The 17,726-nt window shown below is 43.7% G+C and carries 14 protein-coding genes; 1 reads left to right on the top strand and 13 read right to left on the bottom strand.

The features are described 5' to 3' along the window. Window positions 1-14: 14 nt before the first annotated feature. The 13 genes from CXF65_RS05980 to CXF65_RS05915 form a co-directional block, all read right to left on the bottom strand. Window positions 15-554, bottom strand: coding sequence for a tetratricopeptide repeat protein (locus CXF65_RS05980; protein ID WP_198551972.1), 540 nt, complete (start codon window positions 552-554; stop codon window positions 15-17). A 398-nt stretch (window positions 555-952) separates the two neighbouring features. Further along, window positions 953-1,756 (bottom strand): hypothetical protein, encoded by an 804-nt coding sequence (locus tag CXF65_RS05970; protein WP_101211389.1) that lies wholly within the window; start codon window positions 1,754-1,756, stop codon window positions 953-955. A 2-nt stretch (window positions 1,757-1,758) separates the two neighbouring features. After that, window positions 1,759-4,662, bottom strand: a complete 2,904-nt coding sequence (locus CXF65_RS05965) for a contractile injection system protein, VgrG/Pvc8 family (protein ID WP_101211388.1) — start codon at window positions 4,660-4,662, stop codon at window positions 1,759-1,761. Between the two features lie 106 nt (window positions 4,663-4,768). Next, window positions 4,769-5,923 (bottom strand): type VI secretion system protein TssA, encoded by a 1,155-nt coding sequence (gene tssA, locus CXF65_RS05960; protein WP_025651828.1) that lies wholly within the window; start codon window positions 5,921-5,923, stop codon window positions 4,769-4,771. Then, window positions 5,923-8,886, bottom strand: coding sequence for a type VI secretion system ATPase TssH (tssH, locus tag CXF65_RS05955; protein WP_101211387.1), 2,964 nt, complete (start codon window positions 8,884-8,886; stop codon window positions 5,923-5,925). Before tssH ends, tssA begins: the two co-directional genes overlap by 1 nt. A gap of 243 nt (window positions 8,887-9,129) precedes the next feature. Next, entirely contained in the window at window positions 9,130-10,155 is a 1,026-nt protein-coding gene (tssG, locus tag CXF65_RS05950; RefSeq protein ID WP_025651830.1) for a type VI secretion system baseplate subunit TssG, read from the bottom strand. Beyond that, window positions 10,119-11,942, bottom strand: a complete 1,824-nt coding sequence (gene tssF, locus CXF65_RS05945) for a type VI secretion system baseplate subunit TssF (protein ID WP_101211386.1) — start codon at window positions 11,940-11,942, stop codon at window positions 10,119-10,121. Before tssF ends, tssG begins: the two co-directional genes overlap by 37 nt. A gap of 54 nt (window positions 11,943-11,996) precedes the next feature. Continuing rightward, on the bottom strand, window positions 11,997-12,488 hold the full coding sequence (gene tssE / locus CXF65_RS05940) for a type VI secretion system baseplate subunit TssE (RefSeq protein WP_051395138.1): 492 nt from the start codon (window positions 12,486-12,488) through the stop codon (window positions 11,997-11,999). Window positions 12,489-12,591: 103 nt separating this feature from the next. Continuing rightward, complete coding sequence (locus tag CXF65_RS05935) at window positions 12,592-13,095, bottom strand: Hcp family type VI secretion system effector (protein ID WP_025651832.1); 504 nt, start codon at window positions 13,093-13,095, stop codon at window positions 12,592-12,594. 51 nt (window positions 13,096-13,146) lie between these two features. Beyond that, the gene (gene tssC, locus CXF65_RS05930) at window positions 13,147-14,637 is read right to left on the bottom strand and encodes a type VI secretion system contractile sheath large subunit (RefSeq protein WP_101211385.1); all 1,491 of its coding nucleotides are present in this window, start codon (window positions 14,635-14,637) and stop codon (window positions 13,147-13,149) included. 3 nt (window positions 14,638-14,640) lie between these two features. Beyond that, window positions 14,641-15,153, bottom strand: a complete 513-nt coding sequence (gene tssB, locus CXF65_RS05925; protein WP_045448203.1) for a type VI secretion system contractile sheath small subunit — start codon at window positions 15,151-15,153, stop codon at window positions 14,641-14,643. Between the two features lie 27 nt (window positions 15,154-15,180). Next, window positions 15,181-15,969, bottom strand: coding sequence for a tetratricopeptide repeat protein (locus CXF65_RS05920; RefSeq protein ID WP_101211384.1), 789 nt, complete (start codon window positions 15,967-15,969; stop codon window positions 15,181-15,183). 18 nt (window positions 15,970-15,987) lie between these two features. After that, a complete protein-coding gene (locus CXF65_RS05915; protein ID WP_010199984.1) occupies window positions 15,988-16,458 on the bottom strand; it encodes a hypothetical protein in 471 nt (156 codons plus the stop codon). A gap of 224 nt (window positions 16,459-16,682) precedes the next feature. On the opposite strand from CXF65_RS05915, the gene CXF65_RS05910 reads away from it, so the two are divergent. Further along, the coding region (locus CXF65_RS05910; RefSeq protein WP_157824038.1) for a phage late control D family protein at window positions 16,683-17,726 on the top strand (1,044 nt) is incomplete at its 3' end.

Below are 17,726 nucleotides of genomic sequence, written 5' to 3'. Positions count from 1 at the left end.
ATTGGTCTCAGGATCTATTTTGTATCTAATAATTGATAGCTCTCACAGCCATCTTTGTTGCCATTATTACAAGATTTACTGAACCACTCTTTGGCAATAGCCATGTCTTGACTCACACCTTCACCATATTCATAAATTACTCCAAGACTTAATTGAGCATCAGCATAGTTTTGATCGGCAGACTTTTCAAACCATTTTCTTGCTTCTATATAGTCTTGATTAACACTTTTACCGCTGTAGTACATTACGCCAAGATTGTGTTGAGCTTCAGCGTTACCTTGCTGAGCTGCTTTTTGGTATAACTCAAAAGCCCTGTCGTAATCTTGACCTGTACTGATACCATCGCCGAAATAATACATATCACCTAGAAAAAGCTGTTTATCAGGATCGTTATCAATAACATAGTTTTGCATATCAAATACTGAGTCATACTGCGTTTTCTTATCATCTGCTTCTATTACTTTTAGAAAAATGAAAGATGACAAAATACTTAAAAATAGTATTAATACAAATTTTTTATGAGTGAATTTACTTAATATATCCTTAAGAATCATTTTGATTTCCTGATATACAAACTTGTTAAAAGATAGTTTTATTTTTTAAAATTTAGTGTTGACGCACAAAAACTTACTGATGAACTTCTCTTAATGTCAAGCACAACCTCTAATAGGATTTTGAAAAGTTATTCCTTGTCTTGCTAAAAAAATAAGGTAAAAGGAAATCAATATGATGAAAAAGGCACCAACCTTCATTTTTATAGAGTTTATATTAGACATATTAGTAATAACACGGCTAAATTTCGAGTCGATTGAACATAATAGACTGAACGCTTGCATTGTTAGAGACTCTATCATTAAAGAATATATAATTGGTCCACAGTTTTCTTTCACCAAAAGTAAAATAAGCGAGTCTATTGAAATAACAGCAAGTATTATATATTTAGCACTAATATTCAATTACAACTTTCCTTAATATAATCTGTAACCTTTGCTGTACCTCTACCCATTTCAATAGCTATTAGGTCTGAACTTGCACCAGGACCACTATTATCACCTAGTGTTTGCCCCATAGCTAACGGTCCCATGACGGTATAGCCAAAGCTGCCAGATATCGCACCTAATGCAAAATCTCCGTTAAAAACTTTAGGATCGAGAGGGGTATCAGCTTTTTGATAAAATTTGACTTCGCCTTTACCTACAGAACTATCTCCAAAGATGCTTATATCTGTTACAAATACCTCAGCAGTAGCACGAACATTAACCATATATCTGGTTCCAGCGACACATTCGCTAGTTAATTTAAATTCATATATCTTTGTATCAATAATTTTCCTTCCTGTAGATACTTCAAAATAGGTACCTGTCCAAACTATATATTTTTTTGTTTTAATCTTAATTTTTTTTTCATTACTTGGATCCTTTAAGGAGCTAGCATGAGTGGTTGGTAGTTTCCATGAACTAGTTTTTTCTTTGAGGACATCATCTGTAGCATCGAACTTTTTTATAACCTCATTATTTAGTTTAACTAAAAAAACAACTTTCGTTATATTTGCTACTGATATTTTATGCTCAGGAGTAATAGCTCCGTTTTTGCTTGCTGTGAAGACTGCATCGGTAGCTGGCTTTAAAGTGATATCTGATTCAGGTAATTGTACTGATCTAGGACGTTTGTAAGTAATCAAAAGATCATACTTCAAATATTGAATGACCTTTATATTATCTACTACGACCGTTAATTTTGTTTTACTGAGTGCCATATCTAACCCTCCTTTTTTTGAACCTCATCTATTTCTTTATCAACAATCACATGCAACTCATACTCATTCGGTTCATCATCAACAATCAGATTTAACTTGCCTTCAAAATCAGTCGTATGCATCTCTGTTGAGCCATCAGGCTTAATTAGCATACATTTAGTGAAAGGCAGCGGTTCATCATCTTGATCATGGACGATGTATGTCAGATAGTAATCCATGTTTTCAAGCAGTTTCGCTGTTGGCAAATGCACGGCAGGAGACCCTGTGCTACCCCCACGCCCCCAACTCACCTTACTCGCCTTATACCCCACCTGCTTAGGCGTAATAAACGTCAACTTACCACCCGATAGCTCAATACCACTACCCGCAGCTTTTATGGTCAACGTATCAGGCGCTATAATCTCAATACTGTCTCGGCTATGAATGCGTAGGACTTGCTCGCTATCCAGACGCATCTCATCTTGATGCGCTTGTATCGTCACATCACCATGCGCTGCCGTATGGGTTTGGGCTTTGTTTGAGTAGTAATGAACATCGCCTGCCACCAACTGATTCATCTGGGTTTGGCTATGATGATGGGTGTTATCTGTGGCGTGGCTATGGGTGCTTTGGGTACTGGTATGCTGGCTGTGTTGTCCACTGAGCGTCGCTAGATGGCGCTGAGAGTCGATGAGCACGTTAGGCTGTTGCCATTGTCCTGCTTTGCTTAGCGCACTGTCACTGGTGTCTTTGCTAAATTCGGCAAATGGGGTTTGGCTGTCTTCGTTACTGCCGCTTTGATTACTGCCTGCTTTGTTGCTTTTCTTATTGTTTGTACTCTCTATCCCGACTGGTTGATGAGCCTCAGTCAGCTGCTTGTAGGCCTGCTGGTGCTGATCCGCGGTTTGCAGTTTGCCATGGCTGCTGTGACTCATATGAGCGTTTGATGCTTGGCTGGCAGTTTGACTGCTACTGATATGAATACCTGTGCTGCCTTGAATATTGGCGGCAGCTTCAGTCTCTATGCTGATGCCTTGTCCTCTTGCTTGACCACGGGTATGGTCGCTATGCTGATACAGATGACCCAAGGTCAGGCTGCTTTGGTGGCTGCTGCTATAGACGTTAATTTGCGGACTATCAGGATGGGCGTCAAACATGAGCTGGTTATAGCCATTGGTGATGCTGTCTTTGGTGGCATCGCCTGTGCGACTGCTATCGATACTTTGAGTCTTAATCCCATCAATAGGATGAGCATGGCTTTGATTGATAAACCAAGTTGGACTGGTGGCGTCAATAGTGTCGGTATCACTGACGATGCTATTATGCTGAGCATCAGTATTGCCTTGCCCGTTATGGGTACTGCCAATGATGATGGGATGAGTGATGTCACCATCGATGAAGTCGATAAGGACGTGTTGCCCATGACGCAGGGGATGGGTTTGTCCCATGTGGTCGGCGACGAGGTGACTAGCAATGGGTATCCAATGCGCACTATCGTCGCCTTCGCTTTGCCAGTGATATCTAATATGCGCACGATGGTTACGATCATGAGTAATGGCGCTGCTGTCTGTATCAATAATACTGGCACTCATCAGACCTGTCAGACTCGGATGAGGTTGTCCAAGTGTAGCAAGCTGTTCCCCATAAGGAATATGGTGATGATGCGGAAACGGTAGGTAGCAGGCATTGATATGATGGACGTTGTCATCGTTGTCGTCATCATTATCATAGTTGGTATTTGGCTGTAAGGTAATGGGGTCAAAGGATGCTGCCCCCAGCCAATCTGCGGGAATATGATTGTTAATGTGTTGATGTATGGAGACCAGACTGAGCGGATCAATCAAATAAGGGTTGCCGTCAATATGATGCACGCTGGGTAGTTGTAGGTGACGGATATTGCCGGTTAAGCTGCCTAGATTGGCACACTGCTGCGCGTTCTGCTGGTAACGGGTGGCAAGTGCGGTGAGTCCATCATCGTTTAAATAACTATGACTGTGCAAAAAGCGCTGATGCGTGCTGTTTGATGAGTCGATAGGTTGCTCGCTACTGCTACTGCCAGTATAGATACTCATCAAGCGACTGTCATAACGATGTAGGTCGCTTTGCTGAGTATGCTGCGCAATACGCGGACGAATGGCAGTAATGCGGTCTTGTCTATCAGCAAGGTTGGCAGGGTTTTGACTTAAGGTGCTTTGGATATCATTGGTATCAGGGCGCAGTATTTCGCCATCACTAGGTAACAAGACTAGAGTGTGCTTGTCGCTCTCATGACGGTAATAGCCTGTGACGCCATAGAGAGCAAGGTATTGGGTTAGATAAGCGAGATCGGTTTGGTTGTATTGGACGCTATGCTGTATATGATAGTTGCTGTCATCACTGAGACGCTCGTCAATCTCAACGTTCATATCGTATGGACTGATAATATCGGTGATAAGCTCGCTCAGACTGAGATGATGATGACGGCGATTATGGCTAGCTAGGCGTAATTGACCTAAGCTAGGTTCACAGATGATGCGGTAGGCGGCCATGCCACTGTTGCTACCAAGGGCAACGGCTTCGGTGATGATGCCGTGACGGTTTTGGCTTGGTAGTAGCGTATCCCCCGTATGCCAATGTATCGAGAGACTTTGCCCTAGCCATTGTTTTATATCCAGTCCTGCTCGTGGATGCAGTAAGGTGATGCTAATACGGTAGCCGCAATAGAGGGCGAGCTGGCGCTGCTGATAAGACTGCGCCCGTTGATCTTGATGATAAGGGCTTGGATAAGCATTAGGCGCTGGCATAAGAGCGGGCTTACTCCAAACACTGTCGGGCAATGGCATGCCGAGCAAGCTTTCAACCAAGTCAGCTTGCTGAATAATACTGGTGGCAATATCAGGATGGGCACTACTCAGTTGCACATGCCGCTTTGTTTGAGTCCATACCATGACAAGCCCTTCTCTATCAGTCCAAAGGTGGAAAGTTTAATATTGCAAGATTATAAATTGCGTGCAGATTGCCCGTTAACCAAGTATTCATTTGTCGTTGATTCAATTAATAGCCATCGTCAGATGAATCACGCTTGGGTTGAATGCCAATCATGTCAGACAGTGTCGCCAGCTGGTCTTCGTTTTTGATGATATGAGTCAGCCATTGGTCGAGCGGCATATCCGCCCAATCAATCGCCCGACCGAGTAAAAACGTCACCGGACTGTGGGGCTCATTGGTCGCAAAGTAGTCTTGAATTTGACCCAGCAACTTAAGCGCTTGCTGACGATTGCTTTGATGATCACGGTTGCTAGGATTAAAACTGGTTGAGCTAATATTTTTTGCGCTAGCTGATTGTCCACTACTATCCGACATCACACTGTCACTATCACCCATGCTGTCCATAATATCGGCTACGCTATCTTGAGCAGAATTACTATTATCATCAGAATACTCTGGTATCAATGGACGCAAATGTTGGGTCAGAGCAACCAGTAAGTCCGTGACTGGTGCGAATACTGGTGCATCCATACCCATCAGATTATTGAGCTGGTCGGTCAGTGTTTGCCACTGCTCAGTAACTTTATTAAGATTGCTCATCAGTGCTTGTTGCCATGCCTCATTACTGGTTTTTATAGCGTGGTTATAATCACTTAGTGTTAATTGATTGGACGTTTCGCTATCGGGGTTTTGCTGACGCTGCTTATCATGATCGCGCGCGGTTAGATAGTAGTTATAATTGTAATTTCCTGCTTTACTATCAGCGAGCGATAGCTGTTTGATATCATCAGTGAGCGCCTTGACGAACCATGACAGTAGCCCTGCCCTGATATCCATGCTGTCTTCTTCACCATCTAATGGTGGATACATGGTGAGCCAATATTCGTCATTAAATGCTTGCAGTACGCTCAATCCATGACTGATGCCTGCTAGATGATTGGTATGACTCAGTGCATCGACGTACCACAGTGCCAGCTTCATATCTTTACTGGTATGGCTGAGCAAATCGGCACATTGGTTTTTGACAAAGTCCCAATCGGCCACTTTTAGTTCAGTAACCCAATTGCCTTGTGCCAGTAACGGATCGTCTTCTTGACGAGCGGCCACAATGGCATCGATACGTGGATCAAAGATGAGATCTTCTCCCACCCCATGATGGCTGCCATCGATAGGCGCGATAAGGGTGTCAATATCGGTTAGTAAGGAATTGCCCATATTCATTATAATAAATCCTTCTTAACAGATTTTTTACTGATGGTTTTTTTCACTGATGGCTTTTTTACGGCAGGCTCTTTTTTAGCAGGCTCTTTTTTAGTAGAAGATTTTTTGGTAGCTGGCTTCTTAGCTTCAACTTGTTTGCTAGGCGCTTTACTCACGTCACCTTCGACCTCACTGTACTGCGCTATGTGATTGAGCGCTACAACAGCATCAGTATCGAGACGATAGGCAAAATTATCATCCTCATCGACGAATACTGTAATCTTCTTTAACACACTCTGACTGTCATCATGAGCCAGCAGTTGACCCGCCAGCTGCGGTAGCAAGGTATGACTGATAATCGCATCGGCATTACGTGCACCAGAATCGACCTCGTGACAACGCGATAAAATAAGCTCGATCACCTCATCGTCAATAACACAAGGCACATCATAATTGTCACGAATACGGCCAGTAATTTTATCCAACTTAAGACGAATAATTTCTGCCAGCGCGTTATCCGTTAACGGATAATAAGGTATCACTGTTAGACGACCCAAAAACGCGGGTTTAAAGGCTTTGTACAGATGCGGATTAATAGCCTGTTTTAAGCTATCACTGTCTGGCAGGCTAAAGTCCGTAACACTCGGATCAGTATTGATACACGCCTGCATAATCTGCGATGAGCCAATATTACTGGTCAATAAAATAAGGGTGTTTTTAAAATCAATTAAACGCCCCTCGCTGTCTTCCATGACCCCTTTATCAAAGACCTGATAAAATAAATCCAATACGTCTGGATGGGCTTTTTCGACTTCATCGAGTAGCAATACACTATAAGGGCGACGGCGGACCGCTTCCGTCAATACTCCGCCTTCACCATAGCCAACATAACCTGGCGGCGAGCCTTTTAATGAAGCAACGCTATGGGCTTCTTGATACTCTGATAGGTTAATCGTAATAAGGTTACGCTCACCACCATATAATATCTCGGATAGCGCCAACGCCGTTTCCGTCTTACCCACACCACTTGGCCCTACTAACATAAAGACACCTTGTGGACGGTTAGGATCATCTAGGCGGGCTTTGGCGGTATGAATGCGCTTGACGATAGCGGCCACAGAATGATCTTGGCCAATGACACGCGCTTGCAAGGTATCAGCCAAACTTAAGATATGATCTTTTTCATTCCCCGCCATATCGTTGAGTGGAATCCCTGTCCAATCTGAGATAATCTGCTTAATAACCTGACGATCTAATACAGGATGAATAAGGCGCTGCGTTTCTTGTACTTGTTTTAACGATTGCTCAATACTTTGATACTCAGCTTGTTTGTCTAAGCGCGCTTTTGCACTAAGGCTATCAGCGCCACCTGCCTTGCCACTCAGTTGTTTATTAAGCGCATCAAGCTGGTTGTTAAGCTCGCGCTGTTCGTGCCAGCGACTGGTCATATCAGCAATGCTTTGTTGATTCGACTGACGCTGCTCATCGAGTACCGCTATTTTTTGGCTGACTTTCTCTTTTTCATCCACACCGCCGATACGCTCAAGTTGTTGACTGAGATTATTAATATGCTGTTCTAATTGCACACCTTTGGCTTTTAATCTGTCGAGCTGATTGGGTATGGCAGTCTTGGATAAGCTCACCCGTGCCGCCGCCGTGTCTAACACACTGACCGCTTTATCAGGCAGCTGCCTATCGCTGATATAACGTGCAGATAGCTCAACCGCCGCTTGTAGCGCATCGTCGTCTATTAATATGCCAAAATGATCTTGCATCTTGGCACTCAACCCACGAATCATGGCTACTGCTGTCTCGATATCAGGCTCATCGACTTTGACCACTTGAAAGCGACGTGACAATGCTGCATCTTTTTCGAAGTATTTCTTATATTCTGACCACGTCGTCGCCGCAATGGTTCTAAGCTCACCACGTGCTAGCGCAGGCTTGAGTAAATTAGCCGCGTCATTTTGACCCGCCTGCCCGCCAGCACCAATCAAAGTATGCGCTTCATCGATAAACAGAATAATTGGCTGTAGCGAGGCTTGTACTTCTTCAATGACTTGCTTGAGACGGTTTTCAAATTCCCCTTTGACACTCGCTCCTGCTTGCAATAGCCCCATATCGAGACTGCGTATCGTCACGTCTTTGAGCTGGTCAGGTACTTGACCTACAACTATCTTTTGCGCCAGTCCCTCAACCACTGCAGTTTTACCGACACCTGCCTCTCCAGTCAAAATAGGATTGTTCTGACGACGACGAATCAAAATATCGATCAGTTGATGAATCTCAAATTCACGCCCTATCACTGGATCTATTTGCTCTGCACTGGCTTTAGCAGTCAAATCATAAGTATATTTATCCAACGCAGGGGTTGGCTTAGCTTCAGTTTGCTTAGTGTCTAAAGATTCTTGATTGTTAGTATCATCGTCTGCACTATTCGCACCATCATCAGCACCCTTATTGACGCCTTTATTACTGCTTGATCCACTGCCCTCAGTACTACCGAGACATTGACGCTCATAATCATCTTTGAGCGTGAAGCGATCAATATACTGTAGCTGTTCAGGAAGGGTTTTGAGTAGCGACTGATAACGCTCATATGCCAATAGCACGAGCAATATATGACCAGAGCGGATCTCTAAGGCGTTATTATTATCAATACTCTGACCATGTTGGCTGCTTGCCAGCTCCCATGCATCCTCTAACAACGCCATCAAATCCTGACTAAAAACAGGGGTCGAGCCTGTAGCCTGACCAAAGGTATTAAGCAAATCGGTTATGTCAGCTAGCAATGACTGCTGATTAATTTTATTCACTTTGAGTATCTGAGCCACATCATTGTGCGGCGTGGCAATCAGTTCATGTAGCAGATGAACCGTATCAACTTCGCGATGCCCGTTATTGATACAAAGCCTAGCTGCCTGCTGCAAACACTGTCGACAGCTTGGGCTTAAGCGGGTAATTACAGCTTTTAACTGGCTCATAAATCTTTTCCTTTAGCATTCTTATTAGACTTAATACCAAACCCAAAAAGTAAGATTAGCTGTGTCAAACTCGCTTAGCCTACAAGTCGTAGTACTTTCACTCGTTTTCCTTGCCACTCTAATTTTTGTGAATGGTATAACATTATTTTTATTAAACTGGTTTATTAAACGGATGCATCAAAATTAGAGTGACTATTGAGCGTTATTAGTAAACAAGCAATTTACTTATTAGCAATAAAAGCTTTACTGAATAGGCAACGCATAGCGGGTGTCATCATGATGCTGAGTCGCAGGCTTCGATACCAAAAAGCCACCGCGTCCTAAACCACCAAAGCCATCCTCAGATAACGACAAAGGGCTAATATATTGCTTATCTAATTCCAGCTGCATCTCGACCGCCAAGCTCACACCGCACCATTTACGAATAAAATCGATAATGAGGCGATACATATCCCCTGCAGGCAACAGTCTTAAATAGCGTTTGGCATCCAACTGATGAAAGACGATTCTAATTTTGCTATCGAACTGTACAGCCCGTGCGCCACAAAACGCTGACACCCCAAGTGCCGCATGCTGACCACCGAGTGCGGTCTGCTCGCTAGCGGGCAGATCAAACCACTCAGGCACGAACTGCTGAACGCTGACCGTACTATCTAAAAAATGTGACAATACATGCGCCAATTGGTCAGCGGTCAGACGTCCTGGAGCAATCATGCCAGCATAGGCAATCAAGCTATCGATTGCCGTTAGCTTCTTTGGCTGCCGTGCCAGTGCTCGCAAGCTCAGTAGGTAGCTGTCTTTTTTATGGTTTAATTCATACTGTAATGGCAGGTTATAAAACCAGCTGGCTTGTACATATAAATCCGTCAAACGATGATTAAACAAGTCTAAAAATGCCGGTGCGGCTTTATCTTTTGCATGGTGTACTCGCGAGGCCAAATGATCGGTATACATCGCTGGCAAGGCCGATAATGGGCCAGTCAATCCAATAACCGCTGGGTAAACCTCTAATTGCCTCACCTTCATTTCACTGGTATTTATTACAGTAGCATTGTCGTTCATGTTGTCTTCGGCAATGAGCGCCATCGACTCGATTTCGGCTTGCGGATAGGCCAATGACAAGGAAGCACGATAACGCACCTCGATAGGTGCATGCCCCATACTGGCTTCATGACGAACCAAACGTAATGCCTGCAATAGCTCGTAGGCTTGCGGCTTGGCAGTCAAATCCGTTAAATAAGAGGACTGAGACCGCTGCGTGGCTGACATCTATATATCTCCTCTTTAGTAACGGCATCACTGATGGCAACTTCAACGAAGCTATTTAAGCTGGCGTGATAGCCAAAAACATGGGCCAATAAATAGGCAAACTGACGGATACTGACCCCAGCAAAACTCTTTTGGTTAATATGTATGTCGATCACCGTACCACGTACAAAACCAGGCTGCGGCAAGCGCTGAATCCGCTGAGCTTTGATACTGGTGGTGACAGAGACGATGCCTTCTACCAGCAGTTTATTCGAGGCAGATTGAGTAATATCATATAGCGACAGATACTCTTTCATCAGCTCAGCATCTTGGGCGGCAAGTGATAAAAAGTTCAAACTGATCAGCGATATTAAGCGCCAACGCTCCTCACCGGTGTATTCAAAACGTGCCGTTCTGGTAGGCTGCTTTAATAATGACAGACTACTAAAGCCCGTCATTCCCTCACTAAACAAATCACCTCGGCTTTGACCGAATACCACTTGCGCGGGTAAGTCTCTATTGGTGCATAGCAAAGCGGCACTTATGCTGACCGCACCTGATACATCCTCACGGTGCTTTTCTACAAACATAATCTGATATTCGAAACCCTGCTTAAATTCAGCCATATCTTTATCACGTTTGATATGATAATAACGACCGTCATCTTGCTGCTCATAGTGATTGAGCGCATAAAATGGATGATACTCACGTTGTATCAAACGATTATTACTTTGCTTGGACTCTATGACTTTATTGACCTCATAAATCTCATGCTGAAAGAGCGCACGAGTATCAGGTACCAAATCATAATAAATAGAGCGATGAGTGACTTGAATGGGCTTGGCGGCGGCCTTGAATAGATTTATGACTGGCGTACAGAATAACTTGATACTACTGCTACTCAACTGCTGCAAGTTTTTTAGGCGAATGGTGTTCTTTTTATCAAACTTAAAATAACAGCGAATCTCAAAACCACTGCTATCTATCTTTAAATTTGGACAAGTACGACCAAGATTGAGACGTAGAAAGTTAAATTTTTCTGGAAAGTAAAAATACTCTTTTAATAAAGCAGAGGCAGCATTACTCACGCGGTGACTCGGTAGAAGTTGCTGCTCAGGATCGAAGCCTATAACCTCAAATGGACTGCCTGTCACCTTGTTGACTTGCTGACCTTGGATGTGGGTCTGCTTGACATCACAGCACAAGATATCCCAGAGGCTGGTGCCTTGACTAGCATCCTCATCTATATATAAATCTAACGAATGATTGAATAAAGCCTGATAGTCAAAGCTCGGATTAAGACCTTTGAATTTAATGTTAATGCAGCCGTTAAGCAGTCCATGCTGATTATCGTACACTTCTTGGCGCGTTTCAAAATCGACGCTATCTATCTGTAGCGGTAATAACGTGACGTCTTGGGTTGATTGAAATTGACAAGCCGTGCCATTAATTTTTTGGGTGGTAAAACCATGACCCTTATTGATTAAAGTAGCCTCACTCATCGCATTGCCCTGCACCCCCAGATTAAACTGAGCGATGGACACCGAAGGAAAAGGCTTAAGATAATCGGGATAGACCACTTCAAGTAGAGACTCGGTAAAGTCTGCGTATGAGTCATCAAGCTTTTTATTGATGCGGGCACTAATCAGTGAAAAAGCCTGAATAAGGCGCTCAATATGCGGATCATCTACCGTATCGTGACCCATCAATAACCGATTGGCAATTTTGGGATACTTTTTGGCAAATTCTTTTGATTGTTTATTAAACAAACTAAGCTCATGCTCAAAATAAGGAAGTAGACTGTCCATGATGCCTCAATATATTTATCACTGCTAACTCTGCCGATTTAGCCATGTTGTCGATTATTTTACTAGGTAACGTTGCGAGCTTGGCTCAAAGAACGCATCAAAGCTCACCAACTCTTGGGCAGGATAAACTTTGAGCAAAGCCTCGATAGAAAAACACAGCTGATTGACATCTACCGCGCCAATATCTAGCGATACTCTGACATTCTGCAGACGACTGTCTTGCTGCTCGACCGTCTGCGCGATTTGTCGGCAGATATAATCACAGTCTGCAGGATTGGCACTACTTAGTCCTACAAAGTCCAATATGCCAAAATTCAGTATCGATGAACGTACATGCTGGTAACTTTCTAAGCGCTCTGATATCACGCAACGTGTGTTTAATAGCGCCTCTAAATCTTGCGCTACTGAAGACTTTAACTCATCGATATTAAGCCTGCGAACCACAAGCTCATGTGCTAGATGACGAGGGGCATCATCAAATAATTGCTCAAATAAATTTGGTCGAAATCCGACTTCCTTATTTGAAGCTTTGGCAGCATAGTTCATTGTTGATCGCATTCCTGTCTTATAAAACGGAAAAGAGAAAGGTCCAAATGTAAACCTTTCTCTTTTATCGTAACGTACTCATTATTTTTTATACTACCCAGACTTAAGCGGTATAAGTAGCAGTGTTGTTGGCTAGTGACCATTTCTTCGTCACAGCACCTTTGGCAGTACCATCGATATCTTGCTGGGTGTAAGTCCACTCAACTGCCGCATACTTGATACCAACTTTTTCAATTGGCACGCCTTCTGAGCGTACCGTTGGTTCAACGCTAGCAATGAGCGCATGCTTAAGTTTCACTTCAAGATATTTAACACGTTTGTCACCATTGGCACGATAAAAATCGATTTGAATTTCATCAAAAGTATAGCCAGCTGAACACGCTTCCCATAGCTTGGGACTGGTCGAGTCCAAATCTTTCATAAAGGTCATATCGGCATGTTCACAGCGCTCAGAGGTGTGACCACCAACGCTACTTGCTGTCGCTGATTTTGGCTGACGGATCAGGTGATCCCATGTATTTACTTCAAGCCAACCTTTATGCTCGCTATCACGAGACTCACCGTCAATTTTGTATTTACCACGGAACTGAATATAAATATCTTTCATATCACACACCTTTTAAAAAATTAAAGTTTAACGTTGGGTTTTAATAAACGATCAGCTGTTGCTAGACTGCGGCAGTTGAGTGACCAGACGCAAAGAAACAGACAATTCGTCAAGCTGAAAGTGTGGTCTCAAAAAGACCACGGACTTGTAGACACCAGGTTTGCCTGGCACTTCTACAACTTGTACAGAAGCTTCGCGCAGTGGGTACTGGGCTTTGGCTTCTTGTGAGGCTCCGTCGTCTAGCAAAACATAACGCGAAATCCAGTCATTCAAAAATGATTCGACATTGCCAGGCGCTAAAAAACTACCAACCTTGTCGCGCATCATTGCTTTTAGGTAATGAGCAATGCGTGATACTGCCATGATGTATTGCAGCTGAGTGGATAGCACCGCATTGGCATTGGCATCATCGTTTTGATACGTTTTGGCTTTTTGTACCGACTGCGCCCCAAAAAAGGCGGCATAGTTGGTATTTTTGCAATGCACTAATGGAATGAAACCCAAGTCACTTAACTCTTTCTCACGGCGATCGGTAATAGATATCTCAGTTGGGCATTTAAGCGCCAAGTCCCCTTCATCAGTCTTAAAGGTATGGACAGGTAAACCCTCAACCAAGCCGCCACCTTCCACACCGCGAATAGCCGCACACCAACGATAATCAGAAAAGGCTGAGGTCAATCGTGAAGCAAAAGCATAAGCGGCATTCACCCATAGATAATCATTGTGATCATTACCAGAGACTTCTTCAGTGAAGTTAAAGCCCTCTACCACTGTGCCATCTTTAGGATCATAAGGCAGACGACCTAAAAAACTAGGTACTGTCAGCGCCACATAGCGAGCATCCTCTGACTGTCTAAAGGCGCGCCAGCGTATGTATTCAGCCGTTTCGAATATCTTTGATAAATCGCGTGGGCGGCCAATATCAGTAAAGGAATCGAGTCCGAACATCTCAGCAGAAGCCGCCGACACAAACGGTGCATGGGAAGCAGCAGCAACATGAGACAACTGCTCAAGCAGATACATATCAGAGTTTTGGCGAGTAAATTCAAAATCGCCAACGATAGCGGCATAAGGTTCACCACCGAAGCTACCGAACTCTTCTTCGTATATTTTCTTAAACAGCGTGCTTTGATCAAAATCAATTGACGATTGAAAATCTTTAGTCAGTTCGCGCTTCGTAGTATTCATCATACGAATCTTTAGCATGGATTCCGACGGAGTCTGGCTACATAAATAATGCAACCCACGCCAGCTAGACTCTAGCTTTTGAAACTCGGGCGCGTGCATGACGGTGGTCAGCTGCTTGGAGATCAACGCATCAATTTGCGCAATACGCGCGTCAATCGATGCGGCTAAATTGTCTGATAATGTCACCGTGCCTTGCATGACTTCATTGGCCAGCTCTGCAATTTGCGACTTCGCGCGATTTTTTTCGTCATCGGACTTGGCAACGTTACTTTTATTGACGATTTCTTCGAGTAAGTCATAGCTCTCGCTATTCAATGGATCCGTTGCTATCTGCTGCTGGGCTTGAGCATTCATCGTTTAATCCTCACCGTCAGTTTGATTTTGTTCCGCCATTTTTTTGACTTGCTCAGTGTTCTTAAGCACGTCATCTAATAGGTCTTCAAGTTTTTCGTTGGCCGATATTTTGTTGCGTAAATCTGCCAAGCGATCTCGTGCTTGTACCAGTTGCTTTAATGGCTCAATTTGATCAGCAACCGCTTCAGGGCGAAAATCGTTGATACTATTGAATGCCAAATCAACTGCGAACTCGCCGCCTTTATCACTCAAGTCATTGCTTACTCGGAACGTCGCACGCGGTGCTAGACCTGACATCACCTCATCAAAGGTATCCAAATCTACTTCGACAAACTTTTTGTCTTTAAAGCGCGGTTGCTCAAGAGTAGAATCTCCTGAAAACTCTCCCAACACCCCAACGACAAACGGAATTTCTTTCGTTTCGATCGCATCGCCCACTTCAACGTCATAAGTCAAATGCACCCGAGGTGCACGTACTTTTGCCAGTTTCTTTTGTACACTGTCTTGCTTTGCCATAATAAGTTACCTCAGCAGTTTCTGGTTTCAACGTAATATACTGAATGGATCAGTAGATTTGGTGTTGCTACTTCTAGGGGATGATGGTTTAGCCGGTCTCTGAACAGGCTTCGCTTTTGGCACTGGACGTGACTTTTGTTTCACTGCTGCTTTTCTTTTAACAGGGGCGGCTGGTCTTTTGACGGCTGCGCGGCGCTTCGCGTTGGACACGCTTTTGCTTCTAGTCGATCGAGCCTTCACCACAGGCGCAGGTGGTTTTGGCAAAGACTCATCATAGTTAAAACCGTAGACTTCACCATATATCTTGCTAAGCGCGTGCTGATACTCAGTTAAAAATGCCGTATCCATATCATCCGTCAAGTAATCTGACTGTAATTGGCTCTGTGAGACAAGAGCACTGCTATTTATAAGGATGCTTTTGAGCGTGGTAGTGCTTTGACCTAAATCAATTGCTTCGCTCGCTGCGTAGACAGCATAAGCATGATAGCCATTGTTGGCGTAAATCTGAGCCAACAGCTCCCAAGCCAAAGAATCCTTCGGATTACGAGTTAGCCTCTGATTTAAGTCGGCAATCAATTGATGTAACTGCGGTGATTTTGCATCCGCATTTTTAAGGGCAGCATATTGATTGATGATGCTTGACCCTGGATCTTGCTCTTGTATCGAAAGCTCACTATGAGCTGTACCCATAACCGATCCCATAATAAGTAGACCAGCCAAGATCGTCTTGGGTATTTTATTAGTGACTTTGATAGCGTTTTTAATACTTGTCATCGTAAATCGGTGCTCGCTATTATTAATATGAGATGTATGCATCTGTTGACTCGATAATGATTAATCAGCCGTACTAACCAAGGTCGTCATATTGGTTAAAGTGTCTTTGAATCTCGCTTTATCATTATCGTTCATCACCGCATTGTCACTATAAGCGTCAATATTACTCTCCGTTACTTTGACCGCAGAGAGCATAGCAAGTTGACGCGCTCCTACCAGCTGATCATCGAGACTCAATGCTTCGGTTGCAGCTCTTAATGAACGGGCGTACTTTTTTGATTGATAGTTGCTTTGAGCAATGGTCAGCCATTGCTGGGCTGTCACTGCACGCCCATCATCGACTTTTATGGCATCAGAAAGATAAGAGAGTGAAGGCTCATCCAACTGCTTAGCCACTGTTGGCTTAGAAACCGTTAAGGGCTGTGTGTTCTTCTTCGCGGCGCCACCGCACGCCGTCAGTAACACACTGGCACTGAAAATCACAGATAGCAGACCTACCCCTTTCAGCTTAGTACAATCAATAGAGTTCATAAGCAAATTATCATCATTAAAACAAAAAAATAAGAGAAAGTATGACGTTATAATAGAATATATTTAGAACTAAAGTTCTTTAATAATAAACTTATTGCAAATCGATTATACAGATACTTGACAATATTTCAATAAACTCTATACTTTTCTTAATAAATAATTTAGTAAGCCACCCATTCAAACCATTTTCTTGGTATAAAATAAGCAGTAACGGTACCCTTCTTATGCCTTCTAAGACCGATTGTCTACATAATATTACCGTTCATACTGATAATTCAACGATAAACACCTTTTACCCTGTTGCGTTTTGCGGTGCAAGCGGCATTAATCAATCTGACAATATTGACATACTAGTGTTTAGTTATAATTTTATCGAATCGAACGCTTGTTTATCATTAATTAATGCTCCGATATGCTTAACCACGTTTTCCGCTGATCGTACCGCTAGCTGTCGTACTGGGCTGATACGCGGCATCCGTTATCAGCAATCTGATGGCGCGATGCACTTTTATACTTTAGAAGTTGTTAGCCCCGATTGGCAGTTGGCACAGTCGATACATACCCGCAGTTTTATCAATCAATCGACGCTCGATATTATTACCCTCATCCTTAGTGATTACGATTTAAATTGGCAAATATCTGAGTCTCTTTTGTCATCAGATGATGAATCATCCGCACGTTTATCGGCACCTTTATCCATGCGCACCCAGTCGGATGTCAGCGACTATGAATTTGTTACTGGACTGCTTGCTGATATTGGTATATCGACTTTATGGGTGTCAGGGAATTCCGTCGATGAGCTTGGCACGTGGTGGTTGGTTGATGGTTTAGACACAGGCGAGCTCATACCGCTGACCTATAATTATGCTCAGTCATCCGTACAATCAGGTCAAGATAGTGTCCATACGCTACAAATGAGGTCGCAGCAACTTGGCAGTGATAGGGTAATGGTACGAGCAGATGGCTTAGCGGCAGATACTATTTATGAAGGTCAAGCAGTAGATGAGTCACCGCTTGCGACAGATGACACGACGGTATTAATTGGTGCGCCCTCTCGCGTGCACAGCGAGGACGCCGCTACTTATATAGCAGAGCAATGGATATCTGCGAATCACTGTCAGCGCGAAACCTATCAAGCGACTGGTGCCCTGCGTGGTCTAAGTGTCGGTAGCCCAGTGAGTATCAATAACCTACCCTCTATTGAAAGCTTATCGACGCATTGTATCGCGGTTGCCTTAATCGGTATTGAGCCTGATAACGATAGCGTT

Origin of the sequence: Psychrobacter sp. Sarcosine-3u-12, from assembly GCF_002836005.1 — a bacterium.
Lineage (GTDB): Bacteria > Pseudomonadota > Gammaproteobacteria > Pseudomonadales > Moraxellaceae > Psychrobacter > Psychrobacter okhotskensis.
The sequence above is the reverse complement of the archived record's forward strand: the minus strand, read 5'-3'. Positions and strand labels throughout refer to the sequence as shown.

Coding starts and splice junctions, on each gene's coding strand:
- tssF (WP_101211386.1), bottom strand. CDS start 11,942: ATGGACAGTCTACTTCCTTATTTTGAGCATGAGCTTAGTTTGTTTAAT.
- CXF65_RS05970 (WP_101211389.1), bottom strand. CDS start 1,756: ATGGCACTCAGTAAAACAAAATTAACGGTCGTAGTAGATAATATAAAG.
- CXF65_RS05915 (WP_010199984.1), bottom strand. CDS start 16,458: ATGAACTCTATTGATTGTACTAAGCTGAAAGGGGTAGGTCTGCTATCT.
- tssE (WP_051395138.1), bottom strand. CDS start 12,488: ATGAACTATGCTGCCAAAGCTTCAAATAAGGAAGTCGGATTTCGACCA.
- tssA (WP_025651828.1), bottom strand. CDS start 5,923: ATGAATATGGGCAATTCCTTACTAACCGATATTGACACCCTTATCGCG.
- CXF65_RS05980 (WP_198551972.1), bottom strand. CDS start 554: ATGATTCTTAAGGATATATTAAGTAAATTCACTCATAAAAAATTTGTA.
- tssH (WP_101211387.1), bottom strand. CDS start 8,886: ATGAGCCAGTTAAAAGCTGTAATTACCCGCTTAAGCCCAAGCTGTCGA.
- CXF65_RS05935 (WP_025651832.1), bottom strand. CDS start 13,095: ATGAAAGATATTTATATTCAGTTCCGTGGTAAATACAAAATTGACGGT.
- tssC (WP_101211385.1), bottom strand. CDS start 14,637: ATGAATGCTCAAGCCCAGCAGCAGATAGCAACGGATCCATTGAATAGC.
- tssG (WP_025651830.1), bottom strand. CDS start 10,155: ATGTCAGCCACGCAGCGGTCTCAGTCCTCTTATTTAACGGATTTGACT.
- tssB (WP_045448203.1), bottom strand. CDS start 15,153: ATGGCAAAGCAAGACAGTGTACAAAAGAAACTGGCAAAAGTACGTGCA.
- CXF65_RS05920 (WP_101211384.1), bottom strand. CDS start 15,969: ATGCATACATCTCATATTAATAATAGCGAGCACCGATTTACGATGACA.
- CXF65_RS05965 (WP_101211388.1), bottom strand. CDS start 4,662: ATGGTATGGACTCAAACAAAGCGGCATGTGCAACTGAGTAGTGCCCAT.